The sequence below is a fragment of the Arachidicoccus ginsenosidivorans genome (assembly GCF_007971385.1).
Lineage (GTDB): Bacteria > Bacteroidota > Bacteroidia > Chitinophagales > Chitinophagaceae > Arachidicoccus > Arachidicoccus ginsenosidivorans.
Genome location: NZ_CP042434.1, coordinates 4,247,302 through 4,270,529 on the forward strand (window position 1 = coordinate 4,247,302; position 23,228 = coordinate 4,270,529).

At 41.4% G+C, this 23,228-nt stretch carries 20 protein-coding genes and 1 tRNA gene; 3 read left to right on the forward strand and 18 right to left on the reverse strand.

Features of this window, described 5'->3' with window-relative positions; all coding sequences use genetic code 11:
- Positions 1 to 18 precede the first annotated feature (18 nt).
- The 4 genes from FSB73_RS16955 to FSB73_RS16970 are packed head-to-tail and all read right to left on the reverse strand — an operon-like array spanning position 19 to position 5,402.
- Positions 19 to 1,296: an AGE family epimerase/isomerase gene (locus FSB73_RS16955; protein WP_146784871.1), complete on the reverse strand. Its 1,278-nt coding sequence runs from the start codon at positions 1,294 to 1,296 to the stop codon at positions 19 to 21.
- A gap of 34 nt (positions 1,297 to 1,330) precedes the next feature.
- Entirely contained in the window at positions 1,331 to 2,503 is a 1,173-nt protein-coding gene (locus FSB73_RS16960; RefSeq protein ID WP_317132805.1) for a glycoside hydrolase family 130 protein, read from the reverse strand.
- 43 nt (positions 2,504 to 2,546) lie between these two features.
- Positions 2,547 to 4,394, reverse strand: a complete 1,848-nt coding sequence (locus FSB73_RS16965; protein WP_146784874.1) for a sodium:solute symporter family protein — start codon at positions 4,392 to 4,394, stop codon at positions 2,547 to 2,549.
- A gap of 39 nt (positions 4,395 to 4,433) precedes the next feature.
- A complete protein-coding gene (locus FSB73_RS16970) occupies positions 4,434 to 5,402 on the reverse strand; it encodes a cellulase family glycosylhydrolase (protein WP_146784877.1) in 969 nt (322 codons plus the stop codon).
- A 638-nt stretch (positions 5,403 to 6,040) separates the two neighbouring features.
- Between FSB73_RS16970 and FSB73_RS16975 the strand changes: the two genes are divergently transcribed.
- Positions 6,041 to 6,799, forward strand: a complete 759-nt coding sequence (locus tag FSB73_RS16975) for a helix-turn-helix domain-containing protein (RefSeq protein ID WP_225974103.1) — start codon at positions 6,041 to 6,043, stop codon at positions 6,797 to 6,799.
- 163 nt (positions 6,800 to 6,962) lie between these two features.
- On the opposite strand, the gene FSB73_RS16980 is transcribed toward FSB73_RS16975, so the two are convergent.
- The 5 genes from FSB73_RS16980 to FSB73_RS17000 all read right to left on the reverse strand — a co-directional run bounded on the left by FSB73_RS16980 (position 6,963) and on the right by FSB73_RS17000 (position 14,520).
- Positions 6,963 to 8,267 carry an AAA family ATPase gene (locus FSB73_RS16980; protein WP_146784883.1) on the reverse strand — a complete coding sequence of 435 codons (1,305 nt, stop codon included), beginning with the start codon at positions 8,265 to 8,267 and terminating at the stop codon, positions 6,963 to 6,965.
- A 281-nt stretch (positions 8,268 to 8,548) separates the two neighbouring features.
- On the reverse strand, positions 8,549 to 8,968 hold the full coding sequence (locus FSB73_RS16985) for an OsmC family protein (protein WP_146784886.1): 420 nt from the start codon (positions 8,966 to 8,968) through the stop codon (positions 8,549 to 8,551).
- A 642-nt stretch (positions 8,969 to 9,610) separates the two neighbouring features.
- Complete coding sequence (locus tag FSB73_RS16990) at positions 9,611 to 12,190, reverse strand: phosphoenolpyruvate carboxylase (RefSeq protein ID WP_146784889.1); 2,580 nt, start codon at positions 12,188 to 12,190, stop codon at positions 9,611 to 9,613.
- 79 nt (positions 12,191 to 12,269) lie between these two features.
- Positions 12,270 to 13,391: a mannose-1-phosphate guanylyltransferase gene (locus FSB73_RS16995; protein ID WP_225974104.1), complete on the reverse strand. Its 1,122-nt coding sequence runs from the start codon at positions 13,389 to 13,391 to the stop codon at positions 12,270 to 12,272.
- A 103-nt stretch (positions 13,392 to 13,494) separates the two neighbouring features.
- Positions 13,495 to 14,520 (reverse strand): aldo/keto reductase, encoded by a 1,026-nt coding sequence (locus FSB73_RS17000; protein ID WP_146784891.1) that lies wholly within the window; start codon positions 14,518 to 14,520, stop codon positions 13,495 to 13,497.
- 163 nt (positions 14,521 to 14,683) lie between these two features.
- On the opposite strand from FSB73_RS17000, the gene ruvB reads away from it, so the two are divergent.
- Both ruvB and FSB73_RS17010 read left to right on the forward strand, forming a co-directional pair.
- Positions 14,684 to 15,715, forward strand: a complete 1,032-nt coding sequence (gene ruvB / locus FSB73_RS17005) for a Holliday junction branch migration DNA helicase RuvB (protein WP_146784894.1) — start codon at positions 14,684 to 14,686, stop codon at positions 15,713 to 15,715.
- 397 nt (positions 15,716 to 16,112) lie between these two features.
- The gene (locus FSB73_RS17010) at positions 16,113 to 17,420 is read left to right on the forward strand and encodes a chloride channel protein (protein WP_146784897.1); all 1,308 of its coding nucleotides are present in this window, start codon (positions 16,113 to 16,115) and stop codon (positions 17,418 to 17,420) included.
- A 211-nt stretch (positions 17,421 to 17,631) separates the two neighbouring features.
- On the opposite strand, the gene rpmE is transcribed toward FSB73_RS17010, so the two are convergent.
- The 9 genes from rpmE to FSB73_RS17045 form a co-directional block, all read right to left on the reverse strand.
- Positions 17,632 to 17,952, reverse strand: a complete 321-nt coding sequence (gene rpmE, locus FSB73_RS27715; protein ID WP_394344802.1) for a 50S ribosomal protein L31 — start codon at positions 17,950 to 17,952, stop codon at positions 17,632 to 17,634.
- Between the two features lie 347 nt (positions 17,953 to 18,299).
- Complete coding sequence (locus FSB73_RS27990) at positions 18,300 to 18,503, reverse strand: hypothetical protein (RefSeq protein WP_225974105.1); 204 nt, start codon at positions 18,501 to 18,503, stop codon at positions 18,300 to 18,302.
- Positions 18,493 to 19,041, reverse strand: a complete 549-nt coding sequence (locus FSB73_RS27995) for an AAA family ATPase (protein ID WP_317132806.1) — start codon at positions 19,039 to 19,041, stop codon at positions 18,493 to 18,495. Before FSB73_RS27995 ends, FSB73_RS27990 begins: the two co-directional genes overlap by 11 nt.
- 142 nt (positions 19,042 to 19,183) lie before the next feature.
- A complete protein-coding gene (locus FSB73_RS28000) occupies positions 19,184 to 19,396 on the reverse strand; it encodes a ClpX C4-type zinc finger protein (protein WP_225974106.1) in 213 nt (70 codons plus the stop codon).
- A gap of 107 nt (positions 19,397 to 19,503) precedes the next feature.
- Positions 19,504 to 20,154, reverse strand: coding sequence for a ClpP family protease (locus FSB73_RS17025; RefSeq protein WP_146784900.1), 651 nt, complete (start codon positions 20,152 to 20,154; stop codon positions 19,504 to 19,506).
- Between the two features lie 80 nt (positions 20,155 to 20,234).
- A complete protein-coding gene (locus FSB73_RS17030) occupies positions 20,235 to 20,921 on the reverse strand; it encodes a ClpP family protease (RefSeq protein ID WP_146784903.1) in 687 nt (228 codons plus the stop codon).
- A gap of 285 nt (positions 20,922 to 21,206) precedes the next feature.
- Positions 21,207 to 22,634 (reverse strand): trigger factor, encoded by a 1,428-nt coding sequence (locus tag FSB73_RS17035; protein ID WP_146784910.1) that lies wholly within the window; start codon positions 22,632 to 22,634, stop codon positions 21,207 to 21,209.
- Between the two features lie 77 nt (positions 22,635 to 22,711).
- Positions 22,712 to 22,793 (reverse strand) — tRNA-Leu (locus FSB73_RS17040).
- Between the two features lie 86 nt (positions 22,794 to 22,879).
- On the reverse strand, positions 22,880 to 23,209 hold the full coding sequence (locus tag FSB73_RS17045; protein ID WP_146784915.1) for a putative signal transducing protein: 330 nt from the start codon (positions 23,207 to 23,209) through the stop codon (positions 22,880 to 22,882).
- Between the last annotated feature and the right edge of the window lie 19 nt (positions 23,210 to 23,228).

A 23,228-nucleotide genomic window follows, 5' to 3' on the forward strand; every position in this document is an offset into this window, starting at 1 on the left:
TTGGAGAATGTTGTCCCGTTAAAGGGGATTGGATAGCTGGTCTTGTATGATGCTAAGTCTTTTTTGCCCCTCTAGCATGGCCCTTAGGTTATGATAGGGGCATTTCCAAAGGCCGATTTTATAATAACCCGTCATCGGCTGCCCTTGAGCATCTATCCCCCAACGCCATTCTCCGGTTGGAGACAATAAGTGGTGTTGGATATATTGCCAGATGGCCATTGCCTGGTTATAGAATGTGGATTTGCCGGTTTGTAGATATGCTTCTAAAAATCCGACCAACGCCTCGGCCTGTACCCACCAATGCTTTTCTGCCAGAATATGGATTGTACTGGGATCTGCCGGGGCTAATTTGCTTTCATAATTCAGTCCGCCGGTAGCTGGATCAATCCCTTCTAAGGAAGCGGTGGCTAAATCAGTACAATGTTTTTGCATTTTAGCAATATAAACAGGTTCCTGAGTGATATTGGCGGCTTCCAGTAAGAGCCATGACGCTTCAATATCGTGGCCATAAGAAGTCGTGGTGGCATCATGCGGGACAAAATTTGCGTCAAAAAATAAGCGCAAATGATGTGTAGTGGGGTCAATTATGTGCTGATCAAATCGATCGAGCAAATGGCAGATTTGTTCTTTTAAATGGCTGTCCGGCCAAACCTGATAAAGACTCATATACCCTTCCAGGATATGGAGATGCGTATTCATGGTTTTGGCAGAATTCAGGTCTTTACTGCTGAGTCTTTGATCTTGAATACTTGACCAGTCTCTTTTAAAAGCTTCAATGTATCCTCCCAGGGTAGGATCAAAACTGTATTTTTCGATCAGCTCAAATAAAGCAATTGCTTCTAAAAGTACGTCTTCTCTTTTTGATACTTTGTAATATGCGCTGAGCGCATAAATCCAGAATGCCTGGGCATAGACCTGTTTTTTGCTGCCAACCGGATCAAGATGCTCGTGGTTATTTTTAGTTGTTTTGTCAGGCGCCTCAACATACCAATAAGCACCACCAAATTTTTGATCTTTAAAATGAAGCAAATAATACGAAAAGGCCTTGTTTGCTAACTGCAAGTACTTTTCACTTTTTGTGCAGACGTAGCCATTAGCGAAAGACCATAGTATACGTGCATTTAACACACTGCCTTTCACAGCGTCCAATACGGGGCTGTTTTCATCAGTTACAGTTCCATAAAAGCCATTGTCCCTTGGATCGGGACTAAATGCTTCCCAGTAAGCAAGAATTTTAATAGCCTCGTCTGCTAATTCTTTTTGAAAGGCTTTTATGGTTGCCAGTGTAATGCTCATGGTTTTTTGCGCTTTAACAAAGCTTGGGGTATTGTTATGATTTTAAATTTTTATTGATAATGCCATTTAGAATACTGACTTGTCCGGCGGAATAATAACTATCTTCGGGTGTATACATAACATAATCCATAAGCCTGTCAATGGACGTCTCAGCTACATGCATGACAGAATCAGCGGCCGCATAATAGATAAGTATCCTGCCGTCTTCGTCCGGAATCCAACCGTTTGAAAATACCACATTGGAAACATCCCCGATATACTCTGTACCCTCTGGTGCAATCAAATACCCTGCAGGTCGGTGGATAACCCGGGTTAAATCATTTAAATCCGTCATAAATACATATAAAGTATAGCGCAGACCGGCAGCCGTATTACGTACCCCATGTGCCAGGTGCAGCCAGCCAGCCGGCGTTTTAATGGGGGCAGGTCCCAGGCCATTTTTAAGTTCAGAAATTGTGTGGTAACGCCTTGGGTCAATAATTACCTCTTTTTCAATATAGCTTTGTTCGATGCTGCTGGTCAGTCCAATGCCTATGCCGCCACCCGAACCTGCCTGTATAAAACTATCCTGCGGTCTGGTATAAAAAGCATATTGCCCGTTGACGAATTCAGGGTGTAGCACAACGTTTCTTTGCTGCGGACTATTGGTTTTAAGATCCTGAAGTCTTATCCAGTTTTTAAGATCCTTGGTACGTGCAATGCCGCATTGGGCTATAGCAGAAGATTGATCTGTATCGGGAGCTGCTGGATCTCTTTTCTCCGTACAAAATACCCCATAGATCCAGCCGTCCTCATGCAGAGTAAGTCGCATATCGTAAACGTTTACATCATCAGGTGTGCCAGGCATAAGTACCGGGTAATCCCAAAAACGAAACTGATCTGTGCCATTAGGACTTTCAGCCACGGCAAAAAAGGATTTTCTGTCTTTGCCCTCTACCCTTACCATCAGCAGATACTTACCTTCATATTTAATGGCACCTGCATTAAAAGTACCATTGATGCCGAAACGTTCCAGAAGCAATGGATTTGTTTTTTCATTGAGGTCGTATTTCCAGAAATAAGGGATGTGATCTGGTGTAAGGACCGGATGGCGAAATCTAGTAATAATTCCGTTTGAATACAGCTCCGCTGGATTCGGTAATTGAAGCAATGATTCGTATTGCTGCCGAATGTTCGCTATTTTATTTTTAAAATTCTCTGACATCATTGATTGTTTCTTTTCTTGACTTAGTGTTTTTAAAGGTTCCTTTTTAGTACTCACTTAATTTATTCCACCAGGTTTTTTTGAGGATCAGGATGATGACCACTAATAGGCCCATCGTAATGAGAAGCGGCATTTTCATCCACAGCACAAAGTACATGGGAAGTATCGTTAGGCACAGCTGCCCTATTATACCGATGACCACATTGAACATATTGCGCTTAAAATGGCGATTTCTTTCAAAGCTGGGATCTTCGGCCATTACCTTGGCATGGATTGGTTTCCAAAAACCCCAAGGCCGGACATTTTTATAGAATTGTTTTAAAGTATTGATCTCGGTCGGAGGCGCGCTATAACTTCCCCAGATACAACCGATTAAGGACAGTATAAAGATAATCGGCCAGTAATACAGATCCAATCCATGCAGGATATTGAAAGATTTGAGTACTGCCAGTGCAATAGCCGGTACAATTCCTGCAACCATTCCCCAGAAAAATCCCGAAGCATTAAAGCGCCACCAATGCCATTTTAACATATTGGCTGCGATATAACCGCCGTATAAACCTGATACAATCCATTGTAAAATGGTATTTACATCTTCAATAAGGCAACCCAACAAGATGCCAATGGTAACAACACCTACACCGGCTATATAGTTCATCGTAATGACCTTCTTATTACTGGCATTGGGGTTAACATATTTCAGGTAGATGTCATTGACAATATAAGCCTGGGCGGCGTTCAAAGTGCCTGAAAATGTTCCCATAAATGCTCCCAATAAGCCGGTAAGTACCAGTCCCATTAAGCCTGCCGGCAGAAAATTGTTGATGGTTGCAGGTAAAATGGTTTCAAAGTCCGTTCCTCCCACTGCCTGAATCTGCGGCTCAATTTGGTGATAATATAAAAGGCCAAGTACAGTAAGCCCAATAACTAATGTGTACCGGATAGGTAGTAATATAATTGACACAAATCCTGACATCTTGGAGGCCTCTTCAGGTGATCTGGTACTGAGTACTTTCTGCATATCATAATTGGGGGCAGGCCCCGCAAGGCTGGCAAATAATCCTTTGAAAAGCATCATCATAAAAAAGATGCCGAATAGACTAAAGCCGTCCGATTTTATTTTTTTATTCGCATCATCTATAATCCCTGTCCAGTCCATATGCAGGTGCATACCAAAAAAAGGATCTTTCCACCCCTTTGGAACAGTAATGCTTTGCTCCCGCAAGTGAATCATTGCGATAATACCGATGCTGACGCAGCCTATTGTCATGATGGCGTATTTGATAACATCGCCAAGTACAATGCTGTGCATACCACCCAAAACAGAATAGAAAACTGCAAAGAGGGTAAAGATCACGCCATAAAAGTGCGGAACATAGGCCGCTGGAATATGAAAGGGTATATAGGGGGCTACAATATGCCATGGGATAAAGATTTCCATAAACTTACCCAGCCCGACAAAGCCATAAGCCAGAAAACCCAGGCAGCTTAACAGGGCAAAGACAACGACAATATTATGAGAGGAGCGCACGCCTTTACCGACCTTGCCAAAACGTGTGCTCAACCATTCGGCACCGGTGGTCGCGCCTGAACGCCGTAACCACCTGGACAGGTACATCATCATAAAAACCTGGTTAAACACAGGCCATAACCAGGGGATCCATATGCTTTTAAAGCCGTAAACAAAACAGAGGCTCACCATCCACATCGTCCCTGAAATATCAAACATATCGCTGGCATCACTCAGCCCCAGCATGTACCAAGGAAGTGATCTGCCACCTAATAAATAATTTTCTTTGTTTAGCCGGGCTTTCTTGCGATAGAACCAACCAATACAAAGCATCGTGACCAGGTAGGTGACTAAAATAGCAATATCAATAAATTGTAATTTCATGTTGGTTGTTATATGCCGGTAAATTATTTAGAAGGTAGATTAAAGGTGTTGATAAAGGCTGTCAAAGTAAGTGGAGAAGCCATAGCTTCCAGCAGAGGGCATCACTTTCCAGGCTGGCTTGACCATATTCATCGTGCCTCCATCACCGTTCCAGCACCAGGCGATGACTGGCCAGCCGAGTTTTTTGGCGTAATCCACGCAGCTATCCCAGTGGCAAGGCCCCTGCCCTGTCCCGAACTCACCCACTATACAAGGATAGCCCGTTTTTTGCATATCCTCCAGATCTTTTGGCTCAAGGGTATGGCCTCGGCCTTGATTATAACCGCCTTTGTAGATATGAGCAGACAATACAATTTTGGGATCGGTGATACGTGGGTTACTGGTTTTGCAGGCCTGGTAGGCTGTATAAGTTTCTTGGCCCCAGCCAGGGATGTCAATGATGATATAACCCTGATAAAATGTTCTGATGGTGGCAATGGCGCTGTTATATGTCGTGGCATAACTAGCTGGCGTTACTTTATGGTTGCCCCACTCATTAATCAGATTAATGATTAATCTGGAACTGTCTGTATGACCATGTTCATTTTTAGCTAACCCGCTAATAAGTCTCTCGTAATTTTGCTGCCACCAGCTTGCTGCCTGCTGTACCGCTGCCGGATCGTTGGAGCCTAGTATTTTTGATTTATGATAGGTGGCTATGATGGTATATCCAGCTTTGCTGGCTTGACTGATCCAGTCTGTCGCCTGAAGCACTCTGTCTGGTTCGATTTCCAAACGAACAGTTTTGATCTTGTCCTTGGACTGCATAAGGGGCCAGGCAAAATCGACCTTACCTTGATTATAATAAGAGGGTTGCAAGTTTACGCCGTTACCGATTGCAAATGAATCCGAGCCTGTTAGGTTGCGTTGATACTGTGCAGGCTTGGACTCATTTGATTGGCCGTCAGGGTGTGCGCAGCCTATGCTAAACAGACAGGCAGACACCATAAGGGCAAGCTTGCCCTGCAATTTTATTTTTTTGAAATTGTTTTTTGTATGGTGCACCCTTTTGGTATTTTTAATGATTTTTAAGAATGTATTTGCGATGCCACGAAACTTCACCAAATGTAGGTATCTGTTTTTGAATTTTGTAAAATGGTGTTAACCATGTCTTTTGATTTTAAACAAAATTAAAAATTGCACCAGCCTTATCATAATACTATTTTAACTGTGTATTGTTTATTTTTATCAGGTTTATAGATTTTAGCATGTAGAATTGTGCAAAATTGCATTGAATTAAATTTCCATTTGATAATATAAAATATAAAATTATTGTATATAAAGTATTGGTAAATATTAATTTAAATTGAAGTTAACTGCATATGTAATTTGCTTGTGATTTACAATTAACACAAATAATCATTTAATGGATATTGCTGCACTTCAAAGATCAAAAATGATACTTTATTAATGATTCATGATTTCTCCTTAAATTTACATTGTGAATGAATTCCTTAAAAGGTATATTAATGAAAATATTTTTATAAAGACTGGATGATGGAAATATTAAGAGAAATAACCCCCTGACGCAAAACGACTGTTTTACCCTGTTTTCCAGACATAAGGACACCTTTGATTTTCCCTTACATACTCATGAAGAATATGAGTTGAATCTTATATTACAGGCATCGGGCGCTAAGCGTGTAGTGGGTGACCATATGGAGCAAATAGAAGACATGGAATTGGTCTTTGTGGGGCCTAACCTACCCCACGGCTGGTTTACGGATCAATGTACCAGTAAAAATATCCATGAAGTGACCATCCAATTTCATAAGGATTTACTGGATGAAAAGTTTTTACAGAAAAAACAATTAAGCCATTTAAGAGCCATGTTTGAGAAGTCTGGTTGTGGCATTAAATTTTCCAGAGAAACAATTGAGCGCATTAGCCCAAGAATTATTTCCCTTGTTAGTAAAACCGGATTTGATTCTGTATTGGAATTACTCTCTATTTTGCATGATCTGTCTACTTCCAGAGATATCCGTACCCTTTGCGCGGGAAGCTATCAGCATGTACAGATTTCCTATAATAGTCGCCGTATAGAAAAAGTGATGGCCTATCTGAATAAGAACTTTAATAAGGATGTTACGCTGGCGGAAGCTGCCGGGCTTGCCAGCATGACTCAGGTGAGTTTTAGCCGGTTTTTTAAAACGAAGACCGGTCATACTTTTATTGATACCCTAAATGAAATCAGACTTGGTAATGCGACCAGGCTGCTCATGGAAACCAGCCATGGCATAGCAGAAATCGCTTATCTATGCGGGTTTAATAATATCTCCAATTTTAACCGGATATTTAAAAAAAGAAAGGGTTGTACGCCTAAGGAGTTCAGGGAAGATTTTTCAGGGACAAGAATTTTTATTTAGAGATTTTTTTGTGGGGTTATAGCATTTCAGTTAATAAAGTTGTTTAATTTCTTACCGCTAGCAGGAGATGGTTAAAAATGCTGTTTGAGTCCCGTTTAATTTGCTTAAGTAGCTCCTTCGCAAGCAAAAAATATTCTTAATGTTGGGTGTCTTTTAACCATATTTATTCATAAATAAATTCAATTTCCTTTATTTCAGGGTTGCCACCAAATTTTCCGGTTCTATACCATACTTCAAAATTTGTACTATCTCTGATTCCTTCAAAATCTCCCGCATTATATAATTCAGAATTACCATGCTTATCCTTTTGAACAAACCATATTTGATCCTTGCGAAATACATCGTGATCTAAAAGGGTGACTTCATGTGTCGCAAATATTAATTGCGCATTTTTAGGATTGGAAATTTTACTGTTGAATAGCCTGATAAGGAATTTACAAAGCTTTGGATGAAGGCTATTGTCTAATTCGTCTATTACCAAAATACCCCCATTTTCTAAGGTCTGTAATATTTTCCCACCCAAGGCCAAAAGGACTTGGGTGCCAACTGATTCTTTTCTATCGAAATCGAATTCGGTTTTACCGATTTCCTTTTTACCATCAAATAATTTATGAATGGCAAAAGTCTGGAATCGATTGGCTCTTAGAAAATCATTTATGACATTTTCAGGTATTTCCTCAGGAAATTTAAAATTATCTTTTTTTAATTCTTTTGAACCAATTGATTCTATTCTAGTGTCCGATACTCGAATCAATTTACTTAATCGGTCTTTTAATATTTTGTTTTCTGGCTGGGCTATTGAGGTTGCTATTTCTTTTGAAAGATCAGATATACTGAATTTGTCATAAGCGTTCCATATATTAATATTTGATAAATATTGAAAAATTGGCGTAAGCTCGTCATGAGGCGTTTCAATTCCAAATTTTGAAAGATAAAGTTGATTCTTAAAAACCTTTTTATTGATTTTCTTGTCTAAAAGATTTTTGCCAAGTTCAATCGTATCATAATTTTCTTTTTCAGATATTATTCTCGTATAAATGTTTGAGACCTGTCCTTTAGGAGAAAAGTTCAATTTTTCATAGGTAATTCTATTTTTATTATACGCTATTTCAAATTCATATTTGATATCCTTAAGTATAAATGCAATCTTAAAGGAGATCGGGGCATTTATAGTATGGATGTCTAATTCATACGGTTCATATGTGATTAATTGATTCTGATCTATATTGAATTTTGCTGAATTTTTAATTAGGAAAGTAAGTGCAAAAAATGCTCTGATGAAATTACTTTTCCCACTGGCATTTGCTCCGTAAATAACAGCGGTCTTAAGTAATTGAATAGAATTGCCAGTATTGAATTCCACAATAAAAGTGTTATCCAATTTTGATTTGCCCGCATCTGCTTTCATTAAGAAAGTTGTTGCATCCCTAAATGATCTAAAATTTTGGTAACTAAATTCTATAATCATATAAATTCTCCATTTTTATGTAACGAAGATACAAAAAATTGATTAATTTGATTGAATTATTTACATATTATTATTTCATTGTATTTAAGTTGCTTTATTTGAACCTAGTTTATATCAAAGCTGGTAAAGTAAACTCCCCAAATGGGTAATTTTCAATATCTAATTAGAATCCTGATTTGAATGGTTGTGGCAAAAAACAGGCAGCAGAAATTGAATTTCTACTGCCTGTTGTGTTCCTTCAATGAATTGGACCAAATGGATAATGTATTACTCTGCTAGTCCTAACTAATAAGTTCTGCCTGCAGGCTAATCTCAGCTTTTAATAGTTTGCTTATTGGACATCCTGCTTTTGCGCCCGCAGCAATTTGTTGGAACGCTTCATCATTGATGGACGGAATTTTAGCTTTAAGCACGAGGTCTGAATGGGTTACTTCCAGCTTATCTGCATCCATGGTTACCGTTGCTGTGGCTTCCAGGGATTCTGGGGTAAAGCCAGCTTTACCCAGTTCCAGACTAAGTGCCATAGCAAAACAACCCGCATGAGCAGCGCCAATCAATTCTTCAGGATTGGTGCCTGTACCAGATTCAAAGCGGGATTTAAAAGAATATGGGGTGTTATCTAATGTTTTACTTTCTGAGGTCAATACACCTGACCCTTCCTTAATGGATCCTTTCCAGACTGCAGTGGCGGAACGTTTCATAATTGTTGATTTTTATGTTATAAAATAGCGTTGCGGCAGGCGCTGTGGTTATACACAAAATTAAAGCGCCTCCGTCAAGGTGAAGTTACGTTTTTAATTCTAAATTGTAGAAGATAGGGCGTTAAGGGATTGCATAAAAATTAGGATTAAGCCTGGTGCGAGTAAAGGTGAGTAATGGTGAGTAAAGCGTTACTCGTTTAGGCTATAATTATCTACAGCCCCATATATTATGTTGGTAAATGGACAAAATGATACAAAAATAAACGTCCCCCAAAGGACTATCTTAATTTTGGTTCCGATTTCTGAACCAGCCATATAGATAGCCTGAGATAACCATCACGCCAGAACAAAGGTATAATAGGATGGTATATGTTTTATTGTCAGAAGTTAGTGATATGATTAAAAATACAATACTTAAAAACAAAAATATAAGTAGCAGGCCCCTGGTAACTTTCGCTGGTGTTGTTTTCATGATATATAGTATGGATTGACTGATGGAAACATTGCTGGAACATAAATATACAAAAGAAAGCCAATAAGTTGTCCAGAAAATAGAGCCTTGGATAAATACCAAAAGGTCAGATGCATCGCATCTGACCTTTTGAAACGCTATTTATTTTAAGACTGTATTAAGCACTGCTTTTAAGCGGAGTTTCTGCCGGCATTGATAATACCAAAACAGCAACGCATGATCAGTTTCTCATAAATGGAGAGTAGTTCGCTGTCTTTGCCACTTTCTTCCAGTTTATGGTGTTTTGCAAGACCATATTGCTGGATGGTTAAAAGCGGTAAGACAATACGCTCGCGCATCTGAATGGAGAGTGATTCCACCGGATAGCTGGCCATCAATTCAGAATTTCCTGTGAGTTTAAGCACCATTTTTTCAGAAAGTAGGTACTCTTCATAGGCCATATTCCAAATCTCACCGTATTTGGGATGGGTAGCCTGAAACTGTGTTAATGGAAAGAAACATTTTTTCATGGACATCTCACTGTTTTCAATCAGCGCCCTGAAAAACAAGGAATTCTTATATAATGCTTTGACTTCTTCAAATCGGCCTGCTTTTTCCATGGCCTGAAGTGCGGTACCCACACCGTAATAACCAGTTACGTTTTGTTTTAATTGACTCCAGGAGCCCACAAACGGAATCGCGCGAAGACTATCCAGCGTCAATTTAGCCGCATTACGCTTGGTTGGACGGCTGCCGATATTGGTCGCACCATAGAACCTGAGCGGGCTGGCAAAAGACAGGTAATCCAGGAATAGTGGATGATTTTTTAAGGCACAATAGGCTTCAAAACTGATTTCTGATAAAGTCTTGAATAGTGACTGCTCCTCTGGTGTAAATGTCCTTCTGGCTGAAGGCAGGATATCATTCGCAATTCCAGCATTGAGCAGTTGCTCAATGTTGAATTTCGCGGATTCAACCGTGCCAAAATTAGAACTGACGGTCTGTCCCTGGATGGTTAACTGGATTTCTTTATTAGATACCTTGTTGCCCATGGAAGCATAGAATTTATGGGTCTTTCCACCGCCTCTGGCTGGAGGTCCACCACGCCCGTCAAAGAATACAACATCCAGGTCATATTGACGGGAGATGGCCGTCAAAGCTTCCTTGGCCTGATAAATAGACCAGTTGGCCATTAAGTAGCCACCATCCTTGGTGCCGTCGGAGAAGCCGAGCATGATGGTTTGTATATTGCCTCTTCTATTTAAATGGTCTCTATAGGTTTTATTTGTGTAGAGTTGTTCCATCACTCCTGCTGCATTTTGTAAATCTTCAATGGTTTCAAACAGGGGAACAATGTCTATTTTTAATTCCTTTTCTTTCCAGCCACTCATCTTCAGCATGCCAAAGACTTCCATCATATCAACAGCCGTCATACAGTGGCTGATAATATAACGGTTACAACCTTCTTCTCCATTGCGGTCTTGGATGGTTTTTGCGGCTTGCATGGACTGAAATATATCCCGGAGCAGTTCATCCTCCACTAAGGACGGATCAATCACTTCTTGAATTTGTTCATGCACCTGAATCTTTTCTTCATCTGATAGACTGTCATAACCTTGAGGAAGTCCCAGTTTATTTTCACTTAGATAAGTCATGAGCCTTTTGTGCTGGCTGCTGTCTTGGCGGATATCCAGGGTGGCAAAATAAACACCAAAAATCTGGATTTTACCGATCAAGTCGTCAATGAGTTGAACAAACATACCGTTATGTTGCTCAACTACTGTGTTACGGATCGATTTTAGGGTACCAATCAGATCACTCTGAGTGATCTGGATATCACTGGCTTGCTCAAAGAGCAAGGCATAAAATTTCTTTTCCAGATCAGCAACCACCTCCTCTACCCCTTTAAAGGTCAGGCGCCGTTTCATGCGGCGGATGTCTTTGTAATAACAGTGCAAAATAGCCTTGTGTAATTGATCGGCCACCTGTAGCGTGGTATCTGCTCTGACAAAAGGATTACCGTCTCTGTCCCCGCCTGGCCAGAATCCCATATGAATCAGCGCATTATTATCGCTTTCCATGATATTGGGGAAATGACTTTTTAATTGTTCAATAATCTTGCCGCTCGCTTGGTAGAAAACATTTTCCAGATACCAGATCAGGCTCATGGCCTCATCAAATGGCGTGGGCTTTTGTTTTTTCAGAAAAGGTGTTTTAGCCAGCTGTTGTAAATAAACATTGACATTTTGCGTGTCACTTTTGATCAGTGCTTTTGACAAATCATTGATGATCCCTAAAACCTCACCTGGATAAAACTGAGTGGGATGGGCTGTCAGGACGAGCCTGACAGAAAAGTCATCGACTTTTTTTGCCAGCGCTTCTTCCTTTTCCTGCTGTACCACCTCTGAACTGAGATGACTGATGGTGCCCTGGCCTTTTAAATCCTGAATGGAATCAAAGGAGGCATCTTCCAAGGCGTCAAATAAGACCACCTGCCTTTCGGCATACTGGATAAAACGAAATAAAAGGTCTAATTGTTCTCTGCCTTCCGGATAATTGGTGTATTGCTGTAGAAAGCTGTCAATGATCTCTTCCGGACTTTTCGCTTTCTTAAAGCCTTCCTCACAATGAATCAGAAACAAAGACAGTAATACACCTGTCTTTTCAATGCGGTGAAAAGGAAGTGAAGTAAAAAGGCTGTTATACAGCTGAAAGCGTATACCCACCTTGTTTTTGAACTGCGATAGCTGACTGGCTGAAGAGACTTGCATGGGGCGTTAATGTTTTTTATAAATTAAAAATTGCTCAAAAGGATTGCCGCTAGATGAGCAGGCTAAATTAAGGCATGTTTCACAAATACCTGTTAGCTTCCTTTTGCTGTTCCAATTTGGCGATAATATGTTTGATGTCCTGTTCTTTGCTTTTGGGATAAATCAGCAGCACATCCTTTTGGTCAATCACAATATAATCGGTTAACCCGTCGATAACTGCTAATTTTTCTGGATCCTTAGAGATAATGCATCCTTTTGTCTGGGAAAGTTCCATGTGCTGATCAGAAATCAGCACATTGCCCGCGTCATCTTTTTGTTTTACATCCCATAGAGATGCCCAGGTCCCCAGATCGCTCCAGCCAATATCTGCTGGTACGGTAAAGACATTGTCCGCCTTTTCCATGAGTGCATAGTCAATGGAGATTTTAGGCGACGTTTTATAATGTTGTTCAATAAAGGCGTTTTCCTGGTCAGTATTATAATAAGGCATACCTCCTTCAAACAAGGCATATAAATCCGGTTGATACTTTTTAAAACCGCTGATAACATCCTTGGCCTTCCAGATAAAAATCCCCGCATTCCACAGATACTGTCTACTGTTCAAATAGCGCTCAGCCGTAACCAGATCAGGTTTTTCTTTAAAAGATTTAACCGGGAGTACATTAATCGCTGTGTCAATTGCTCTGCCTTTGTCAGTTGGCTGGGTGGCGTTTTGCGTAAACTGAATATAGCCATAACCCGTATCGGGACGCGTGGGTTGGATGCCGAGCGTGACCAGCGCCTCGTTTTTAGCCACAAAATCTACTGCCGTCTGGATTTTTTCAGCATATTTATCTTCCTTTAAGATCAGGTGATCGGCGGGCAATATAACCATAATGGCCTCAGGATCCTTTTGGTATAGCTTAAATGCAGCGTAAGCGATACAAGGCGCCGTATTATTACGTGCAGGCTCAGTCAGGATATTCGTTTTACTGATTTCTGGAAGATGTTCAGCTACAAGGTTTTGATAAAGCTGGTTGGTCAGCACCAGGATTTGCTCCGGCTTTGAAAACCGGCGAGCTCTTTGCCAGGTCATCTGCATCAACGATTCCCCTGTGCCCAGAATATCAATAAATTGTTTGGGTCTGGCGGTGCGGCTACTGGGCCAAAAACGGCTTCCGATGCCGCCAGCCATAATGACGGTATAGATATTTGTTTCCAAATTCATTGTTTAGCTTGATAAGGAGTCATGTAAACCATGATCCTTATCTATGAAAGAATTAAAAGCGAAAGTAAAGGATTCGGTTTAATAATCCCTGTCATGGCTATCCTTTGATAATCCGGTCATAAAATCCCCCAAAATTATTTTTTTGTACGCCGGCTTCCTGAAAGAATTCACCTGGGAAGCCCAGCTCGATCTGGCTTACTTCGTTTAGCCTTTGCAAAAAGGCGGGCTCGAGTTCCAGATCCAGCGATTGCAGGTTTTCTGCCAGCTGATCCATTTTGGTGGCACCCACAATGGGAATACACTTATTGTATTGCTGGCGGACCCAGGCCAGTGCAACACTCGAAGGAGCTACACCGTATTTGCTGGCAATATCCATGACTTCTTTGGTAATCCGAACACTGTTTTCATTCAATCTTTTACTTTCTGGCTTAATCCTGCCTGGATCTCCTTTGAGGTATTTACCCGTTAATGCCCCGCCAGCCAGCGGTGCCCATGGCAATAGACTCATCCCATAATGGCTGGCCATAGGGATCAAATCCCTTTCGGGAGAACGTTGCAAAAGACTATACTCCACCTGCAGGGCTGCAAACTGACTCCAGCCCATGAGCTCTGCATAGGTGTTGCCCTTGGCAACCACCCAGGCGGGCGTATCGCTAATGGCAATATAGTTGACCTTACCCTGGCGGATCAGATCATCCAGTCCGCGCATTACCTCTTCAATGGGTGTCAGATCATCCCAGATATGTAAATAGAGCAGATCTATAAAATCAGTGCCCAGTCTTTTTAGACTTCCTTCCACGCTGCGCATCAGGTTTTTGCGATTGTTGCCACTGGCATTGGGGTTGGTTTCATTGTCCTTCAAACTGTATTTGGTGGCCAGTACAAAATAATCCCTGTCCGTCTCATCATTGGAAAAGTATTTTCCAATGATGGATTCACTTTCGCCTAATTTATAAATATTGGCCGTATCAATAAAATTGCCACCAGCTTCGGCAAATTTGTCCATAATGGAAAAAGAGCCTGCCAGATCGGCGCCCCAGCCCGCTGCTGTTCCAAACCCCATGGTTCCCAAACAGAGCTGAGAGACTTTCAGGCCGGATTTACCGAGTAATTGATATTTCATTTGCATATTTATACCTTCTTTTTTTCGTTAATACCATAGTTGTAAGTGTTTTAATACTTATACCCTCCCTACAAAGTTGCCCCAAAGCGGCCAACTTTCCAAGTTTTGCCGCTGCTGGGCAAATACTTTTAACTTTTGGGTTTTTCAATATAACTTTGAACCCATGTCTAACCCAAATTTAAATCCAGACGCCGCTGAGCTGAACCCAAAGGATCGGGAATTTGAAAATACCATCCGGCCCAAAGAAATCGATGAGTTTTCCGGACAGCCGGGGCTCGTCGAGAATCTCCGTATTTTTATCAAGGCGGCTAAAATCCGGGGAGAAGCGTTGGATCATGTGCTTTTTCATGGCCCTCCGGGTCTTGGAAAAACAACGCTTTCCAGGATTGTGGCCAATGAATTAGGGGTAAATATTAAAGAAACTTCAGGTCCTGTAATTGAAAAGCCAGGTGACCTGGCTGGCCTGCTCACCAGTCTGGAGGAAGGGGATGTGCTTTTTATCGATGAAATCCATCGATTGAGCACCGTGGTGGAAGAATATCTGTATGCAGCCATGGAAGACTTCCGAATCGATATCATGATTGATTCCGGCCCTAATGCCCGCAGTGTACAATTATCCATTCATCCTTTTACACTTGTTGGGGCTACAACCAGAAGCGGCCTGTTGACAGCGCCACTGCTCTCCAGGTTTGGTATTAAAAGTCGGCTGGAATATTATAATGCAGAGACCCTGCAGAAAATTATAAAAAGAAGCGCCCATATTCTCCATACCCAAATTGATGACCAGGCAGCAGCGGAAATAGCCAGAAGAAGTCGTGGCACCCCAAGAATTGCCAATGGCCTGCTGCGCAGGGTCCGGGATTTTGCCCAGGTCTTAAATGACGGGCAAATCGATTTGGGGATTACCCGACACGGATTAAATGCGCTGAATGTAGATGAGGATGGACTCGATGACATGGATAACCGAATCCTTGCTACCATCATTGAGAAATTCAAAGGGGGGCCAGTGGGCATAACCACCATTGCCACTGCTGTGGGAGAAGAACCAGGAACCTTGGAAGAAGTATATGAGCCGTTTTTGATCCAGGAAGGGTTTATTCAAAGAACGCCAAGGGGCCGGGAAGCGACAGAAAAGGCCTACCAACATTTAGGTAAGACACCTACGCCGGGTGCAGGCGCCCCTAAATTATTTTAAGTAATCCTTGTGGATAAACGGGTAATATGTAATAAGGCAGTATTGGTTTTTAGCTTTTTAAATAAACTGAGCAGGCTTTTTGCCATTTAAGTTCCAAAACACTTTTAATGGGGGAAACTGATTTTTGCTTTGTTTTGCACAAAAAAGTAAAAATTAAGTGAGTAGTTCCCTTAAATTGAACCGTAGAAAAGCGCGCTTATAATAGTTCTCCCAAAATTACACCTGCCATACAAATGTGTGTTTTCTAAGTGATTGCCAAGATTCGCTAATTTCTGGTTAAAGTGGTTATTATGTCTTAATTTTGCAGCGCTTTGAGTATCCTATATAAAGGCTACTCGAACTGTGGTAACTTGATTATCAATAACAAATGGCTCTCATACGACGTTAAATATATCGGATGCGCAAAGAAGTACTCACCATAAATTATGCAAAGCTCATTGTTGCTTCACTGGCCGTAGGACTGGCTTCTACCCTACTGGCAGACTCTTTAAAGCGCATAACAGCATATTATGAGGAAGGTATTATAGATAAGGCTCATAGTTTACCCTGGATCTTTATTGTCCTGCCTTCTATTGGGATTACCCTGATTTATTTTTTGCGTAAATATGCCTTTAAGAATAAACAAAATAAAGGGATTAAGGAAATCTATCATACGATAGAAGAAAGACGTAATGAATTACCTGCATTCAAAATCCCTTCCCACTATATCAATGGCTTTTTGACTGTCATTTTTGGCGGATCTACCGGAGTGGAAGTTTCCACGGTTGTGGCTACCGCCACTGTTGGAGCGGTTGCCCGCAAAAAGGCCTCTGTTGCCAAGGCACATAAAACGGAGCTGATTTGTGCGGGTGTAGCGGCAGGCATTGCTACCCTCTTTGGAAGCCCATTGGCCGGACTGTTATTTTCCGTGGAAGTCATTGCCCGTAAAGCCTCCAAAACCATTTTGCTGAGCTGTTTTTGTTCTGTTTTCGTGTCCTGGCTATTTATGTCGCTCATCGAAAATGAAATGCTTTTCAAGCAATTAACCGTTTCTGGCTGGGAAATGCATGCCATACCGTTTTTACTGGTTTTAAGCGCTATTGCAGGGCTGCTGGCAGTGTATTTTACCAAATCCGTTATCTTTATCAAGGAGAAGTTTGGCAATATCAGCAATAATTTTATCCGGGTGAACCTGGGCGCTATATTGGTTGGACTAGCTATCCTTGCTTTTCCACAGCTATATGGCGATTCTTATCACGCATTCCCAGAGCTCTTATCTCGCATTGAGGATACCTCTTTTTCTATTCCCTTTGCCCTGACCATTCTATGTATTTCTTTATTGAAACCACTGGTAGCCTCGCTGACACTGGGCGCCGGAGGAGATGGTGGTGTATTTGCACCTTCCATTATTGGGGGGGCCGTCTTCGGGATGTTTGTGGCCCTGGTCAGTAATCACCTGTTTGGGCTGCATCTAAGCCCACTCAATTTTGCATTGATTGGGGGTGGTGCCATGTTGAGCGCAGCCATTCACGCACCGCTTACTTCTGTATTTTTGACCTGCAATCTGGTTCACAACGGCTTTGATTTGTTTATCCCCATGCTGGTCGGTTGTTATGTTGCTAAGTATACCGCTAAGTTGGTTTGCAGCTATACCGTATACAGCTACAAAGGCAAAAAAACAAAGCCAAAGGAAGTCCCGGATCCAGAAATGCACCTGGCCGGCTAGTAAGCCCAACAAGCCCAGTTTTCCCAGTTAGCCCGCCTTAGAGATAGCAGCCAACTAAAGGATGTATGAAGTTTGTAGGAAGTTTGTAGGAAGTTTGTTGTGAAAAATAACGACTTATGGACTCGTAAGGTCCTTATTACTTCTATCAATCTACTTTATGCAGATAAGTGTCTAAGGCTGTCGATATTTATTTAGCGCAATAGCCTTGGATTCAAATCTCCATTGGCCGAAAGCTTTTAACCTTTATACGAAAAAAGAACCGCTGTTCATGCTTTATTGCATATACAGCGGTTCTTCTTATAATTCCTAAAAGGTTTTGATCCTTTCGGTTCCTCTTATTTTTCTTACCGTAACGTTTGTTGAATTTGTCGATACGACCGGCGGTGTCAACAAGAACGTTTTTACCAGTGTAGAAAGGGTGAGAAGTATTGGAAATTTCCAATTTGATCACCGGATATTCAACACCTTCAAAAACGGTTGTTTCGCTGCTGGCAGCTGTGCTCTTAGATAAAAATTCAACACCGTTACTCATGTCTCTGAAGACAACAAACGGTAATTTTCTGGATGGATACCTTGTTTCATAATAATGAAGTTTTTAGGCAACACGGATTTTGCCGTGTATTTTATAAAATAATTTGGGTGCAAAAGTAAACTTTCCCTGTGGCTTGACCAAGAAATTTTCCAAATCAACCACCTTTACTAATAGAGAGAATCTAATCTGCTGATTTTAAGCAACTTTCATTGACCCTAATTTGCTAATATTAAACTGCTGTCTGGCATAATCCAGGGTAACTGTGAATTTCTTCTTGTTGGTACCCGGTATCTCAAACATGGCCTCAGTCAGGATGCTTTCACAGATGCTTCTTAGTCCACGAGCCCCTAATTGAATTCCAGTGCTTTATCCGTGATAAAATCCAAGGCATCTTTTTCCACTACCAGTTTTACACCCTCCATTTCAAAAAGACGGGTATATTGTTTGATCAGACTGTTTTTGGGTTCTGTCAGAATAGCACGTAAGGTGGCCTTATCGAGTGGATCCAGATGGGTGACCACTGGCAGACGCCCAAGTAGTTCAGGGATCAATCCGAAGGATTTTAAATCCTGTGGATTGACAAACTGCAAAAGGTTCTTCTTTGTTCTTCCTGCTGTTCTTTGTTGACATTAAAGCCAATGGCATTGGTATTAACCCTTCTGGCAATGATCCTGTCAATACCATCAAAGGCGCCTCCACAGATAAATAAAATATTCTGGGTGCGGATCTTGACCATTTTCTGCTCGGGATGCTTTCTGCCGCCTTGCGGGGGACTAAAGCCTCGGTGCCTTCCAGCATTTTCAGCAGTCCCTGTTGAACCCCTTCTCCGCTAACGTCCCTGGTAATGGATGGATTGTCACTTTTGCGGGCAATCTTGTCGATCTCATCAATATAAACAATGCCCCTTTCTGCTGAAGGAACATCATAATTACAGTTTTGTAATAAACGGGACAACATACTTTCAATATCCTCTCCCACATAACCTGCCTCGGTAAATACTGTCGCATCCACAATGGCAAAGGGAACATTGAGCATTTTAGCAATGCTTTTGGCCAGCAGGGTTTTGCCCGTACCGGTCTCCCCGATCATAATAATATTACTCTTTTCGATTTCAATATCATCACTCTGGACTTTTTGTGTTACCCTTTTGTAGTGATTGTAAACGGCTACGGATAGGATTTTTTAGCCTCTTGCTGCCCAATCACATATTGATCCAGAAATTTTTTAATTTCTACAGGGTCTTAAGTTCCAGTTTGGCTGCATTTGCGGCCGGCTGTTGTGGCCGCTGATGCGATTTTTCAAATTCAAATTCCTGTTCAATAATCTCACCTGCATTTTGAATGCACTGGTCACAGATATCCGCATCAATGCCTGATATCAGCATTTTTACTTCTTCTCTGGGTCTTCCACAAAATGAACAGTGTGTATGTAAGTTTTTAGCCATAATTACTGATTTCCTTCTGGGCAGTTCTTATTTTAGGCTGCCTGCTTCTGCAAAATTAAGAAAACCGCTGCAAACAGCGGTCTTCCACTTTTTTTAACGTAAGTTATTTATAATTTTTCCAACACTGCATCCACAATGCCGTAATTAACAGCCTGATCTGCATCCATATAGAAATCCCGGTCAAAATCTTTAAGCACCTGTTCTACAGTTTTTCCGCAGTTTTTAGCCAGTAATTGAGCACCCATCAGTTTGGTTTTCTCAATTTGTTCGGCCTGGATCTCAATATCGGCTGAAGTTGCCTGAAAATAACCGCCAATACTGGGCTGGTGGATCATGATCTCCCCGTGTGGGAAGACAAATCGTCTGCCTTTAGCACCCACGCTTAACAAAATGGAGCCCATGGAGGCTGCAAGGCCCATACAGATGGTGCTGACCGGACTGGAGATCATTTCAATTGTATCATAAATTACCATACCACTGGTAACCATCCCTCCCGGGCTATTGATATAGAATTTGATTTCTTCTCCCGGTTTATCCGCTTCCAAAATCAATAATTTGCTGACAATTTCTCGGGCAGATTTGTCATCTACCATTCCCCAGAGGTAAACCGCTCTTTTTTCTAAAAATAACTCTTCCTGCTTTTTCAGCAGTAAGGATGATTTTTGTTCCTGGTTATTATTATCCGGTTTGTTTTCCGGCTGATCTTCCTCTTCTTCGCTCTGACTCGTGAAAAACGGGGATTTATATAGTGTATTCATTTTGATAATTATTTTAATTGGCAATAATATAGCACCTGACTTTATAAAAAGCTTTCATTTATAACAGTCACCATGGGCGATTAAGACTTGGACTTATTTGGATTGGAAATAAGTACCTCATCCACCAAGCCATATTCTTTGGCTTCCTGAGCGGTCATCCAGAAGTCACGGTCTCTGTCTTTAGCGATCTGGGCAGGGTCTTTACCGCTATGCTCAGCGATGATATTATCCAATTCGTTTTTGATTTTGCGGATTTCTCTGGCTGTAATCTGGATATCAGAGGCTTGGCCGCCGATCGCGCCGCTGGGCTGGTGAATCATGATCCGACTGTGCTTTAAGGCGCTTCTTTTGCCTTTCACACCTGCTGCCATGAGCACAGCACTCATGGAGGCTGCCATACCGGTACAGATGGTAGATACATCGGGAGATACAAATTGCATGGTATCATAAATACCCAAACCGGCATAAACGCTGCCGCCGGGGCTGTTGATATACATTTGGATGTCTCTGGTGCGATCAACGCTATCTAAAAATAAAAGCTGTGCGGTAACGATATTGGCTACGTAATCATTGATGCCTTCTCCTAGAAAGATGATACGATCCATCATCAACCTACTGAAGACATCCATGGATGCCACATTCATGGGACGTTCCTCAATAATATAAGGCGTAAGCGCCGTAAACTGCCCTTTGTATTGGTGCATGGTATTACTGCTGATTCCCTGATGTTTTACAGCATATTTTTCAAATTCTTTTCCTATGTCCATAAATATTAATATTAGGGTTTGAAGATATTCAATTTTTGTTATTCCATTGAGGTTTAACTCGTAATTCTATAGGGTAATACCAAACTTCGTGCAGCAGATGAGTGACCGACAAAACGGCAGTCTGGCCTGAGCTCAGAAAAACTGCTTGCTGTAAAACGTGAAAATGGCGGTTAATGCGCCTTTTAGGGATTAACCGCCATTTTCTTATGAAAATCATTTTGGGTGCTATTACCCCTGGAAATCTGCTATCTGACAGTAAACTTCCTAAAGGTAACCAGCTAATGCCTAATGATGGTGTTCATGCTGATGCTTTTGAACCATTTCTGTGAATTCTTTCTCAGTAATTGGCTGATCTTTGGCTGTTACCTGTTTTTCCAGTACTTCGAATAATTTGCCAATCCGGATCTGACCGTGGGCATCATCAATGAACTTTTGATCCGCAAGCATTTTATTTGCGTAATCATCTATCCACTGCTCATTACCCTGCAGGCCCATCTGACCGCCCAGGTAATTTAAGAGTTGATGTCTGGCGTAATCTTTCAATTCTTCGTGTTGCACCTGGATGTTATTGTCGCTACTGAGTTTAGAAGAAATAAGCGCCCACTGTAACTGCTTTTTAAACTCTACAATGTCTTTATCCAATTCTTCCTCGGTTTTTTTGCCTTCACTTGAAATTTTCATCCAGCGTTTTAAAAACGTTTCAGGCATATCGAGTGTAACATGGTCTGTAAGATGATGGTAGATCTGATCGTGGATCTGACCGCTGGCTTGCTGGCCGTAATATTTAGTAATATCTTCCTTGACAGCTGCTTTAAAATCTTCTTCAGTTTTGATATCTCTTCCTGGATATACCTGATCGAAAAGTTTTTCATCGTAAGCTGCGGGTTCCAACAGACCGATTTTGGTAATCGTCAGGGTAACGGTCTTTTTGGCGTTTTCTTTGTCTTCTTTGTCCAGTTTTAAATCAGAAAGTACCCTGTCCAGGATTTCACCTTTAAATGCTTTGCCCAGTTCTACTGTAACGATGTCCCCTACTTTTTTGCCTTTGAACTCTTTTTGCTGTCCTTTGGCGATTTCTTTTAATGTTATCGCTGTAGTGGCTGCTTTAGTTGTCTCAGCTACTTCTGTCGCTGCTTCAGCTGCTTTAGATTCATTTTCGTCTTCTTTTGCAGCGTCGTCCTGGCCATCTACTGCAATATCAGCGCTGATGATGGCATTTTCATCTTCTACTGTTTCTGGTGTGCTATAATTGCCATAGCGTTGACGCAGTCTTTCCAGTTCCTCGTCTAAAATCTGGTCAGTAACCTCGATCTGGTAACGGGTCACATTGATCGATTTTGGATCAATGTTTATTTCTGGCTGTAATCCGATCTCAAATTCAAATGTATAATCCTTGGGATCCTGGATGCTGAACTCGACCGGTGTTTCATCTAAAGGAATAGGTTGTGCAATAATGGCCAGTTTCTCGTCAGCAATGTATTTGTTGATTTCGTTGTCTACAGTTTTGATCACCTCATCCTGTAAAATGGAAGGACCATACATTTTACGTACTAGGCCGGCAGGAACCATTCCTTTGCGGAATCCCTGAATATTGGCCGTCTTAGCATAATTTTTAATGCTTTTATCAACAGCGGGTAAATAGTCTTCTTTCTTAAGAGTTACAACGAGCTTATCGTTTAATGGTGCGATTTGCTCTCTGGTAATTGTTGCCATGTTTGAACAGCTGCGCCCCGCCCTATCGAGGTGATTAAAATTAAAAAAAAACCGTCTTAAAAGGGTAAGACGGTGTGTGCGGATGGAGGGAGTCGAACCCACACGCCTCGCGGCGCTAGATCCTAAGTCTAGTGCGTCTGCCAATTTCGCCACATCCGCTTTTTCACGCGTTTTTGATGCACAGGCATTTTAACGGGCTGCAAAGATAAACATCTTTGGATACCAGACAAATATTTTTTGCTTTATCATAAAACCTTATGTTTAATCAACAGATAAACTAGTTCTACCAGTAACACGATCAGGAAGATCCATTTTAATTTTTTGGAGAAATTATCTTTTTTTTCGACGACAGGAATCAGAATCCCAGCTTCTTGTAATACCTGTATAGCCTCGTCAATATCACTTGAAGTTACCTGAAGCTGTATCCCGTTGGTCAGCGAAGAAAGATAAGGTGCTGTCTGATGGAGGCGCTCGTCTCTGGTAAAAGAAGCAATACCCGCCTCCTCAAGCTTGGCCTGGGCGATATAGATCTCAGATAAACTAACAGATGTGTAAATCGTAACGAGTGCTGCCATAGACTAAAAACTGAATTAA

Bases quoted from the DNA above. Each gene is read 5' to 3' on its own strand.
- rpmE (WP_394344802.1), bottom strand. From the start codon at position 17,952: ATGAGTAACGGTGTTGAATTTTTATCTAAGAGCACAGCTGCCAGCAGC.
- FSB73_RS28000 (WP_225974106.1), bottom strand. From the start codon at position 19,396: ATGGCTAAAAACTTACATACACACTGTTCATTTTGTGGAAGACCCAGA.
- FSB73_RS16985 (WP_146784886.1), bottom strand. From the start codon at position 8,968: ATGAAACGTTCCGCCACTGCAGTCTGGAAAGGATCCATTAAGGAAGGG.
- FSB73_RS17030 (WP_146784903.1), bottom strand. From the start codon at position 20,921: ATGGACATAGGAAAAGAATTTGAAAAATATGCTGTAAAACATCAGGGA.
- FSB73_RS17000 (WP_146784891.1), bottom strand. From the start codon at position 14,520: ATGAAATATCAATTACTCGGTAAATCCGGCCTGAAAGTCTCTCAGCTC.
- ruvB (WP_146784894.1), top strand. From the start codon at position 14,684: ATGTCTAACCCAAATTTAAATCCAGACGCCGCTGAGCTGAACCCAAAG.
- FSB73_RS16955 (WP_146784871.1), bottom strand. From the start codon at position 1,296: ATGAGCATTACACTGGCAACCATAAAAGCCTTTCAAAAAGAATTAGCA.
- FSB73_RS16960 (WP_317132805.1), bottom strand. From the start codon at position 2,503: ATGATGTCAGAGAATTTTAAAAATAAAATAGCGAACATTCGGCAGCAA.
- FSB73_RS17010 (WP_146784897.1), top strand. From the start codon at position 16,113: ATGCGCAAAGAAGTACTCACCATAAATTATGCAAAGCTCATTGTTGCT.
- FSB73_RS17045 (WP_146784915.1), bottom strand. From the start codon at position 23,209: ATGGCAGCACTCGTTACGATTTACACATCTGTTAGTTTATCTGAGATC.
- FSB73_RS16980 (WP_146784883.1), bottom strand. From the start codon at position 8,267: ATGATTATAGAATTTAGTTACCAAAATTTTAGATCATTTAGGGATGCA.
- FSB73_RS27995 (WP_317132806.1), bottom strand. From the start codon at position 19,041: ATGATCGGGGAGACCGGTACGGGCAAAACCCTGCTGGCCAAAAGCATT.
- FSB73_RS17035 (WP_146784910.1), bottom strand. From the start codon at position 22,634: ATGGCAACAATTACCAGAGAGCAAATCGCACCATTAAACGATAAGCTC.
- FSB73_RS16965 (WP_146784874.1), bottom strand. From the start codon at position 4,394: ATGAAATTACAATTTATTGATATTGCTATTTTAGTCACCTACCTGGTC.
- FSB73_RS16990 (WP_146784889.1), bottom strand. From the start codon at position 12,190: ATGCAAGTCTCTTCAGCCAGTCAGCTATCGCAGTTCAAAAACAAGGTG.
- FSB73_RS17025 (WP_146784900.1), bottom strand. From the start codon at position 20,154: ATGAATACACTATATAAATCCCCGTTTTTCACGAGTCAGAGCGAAGAA.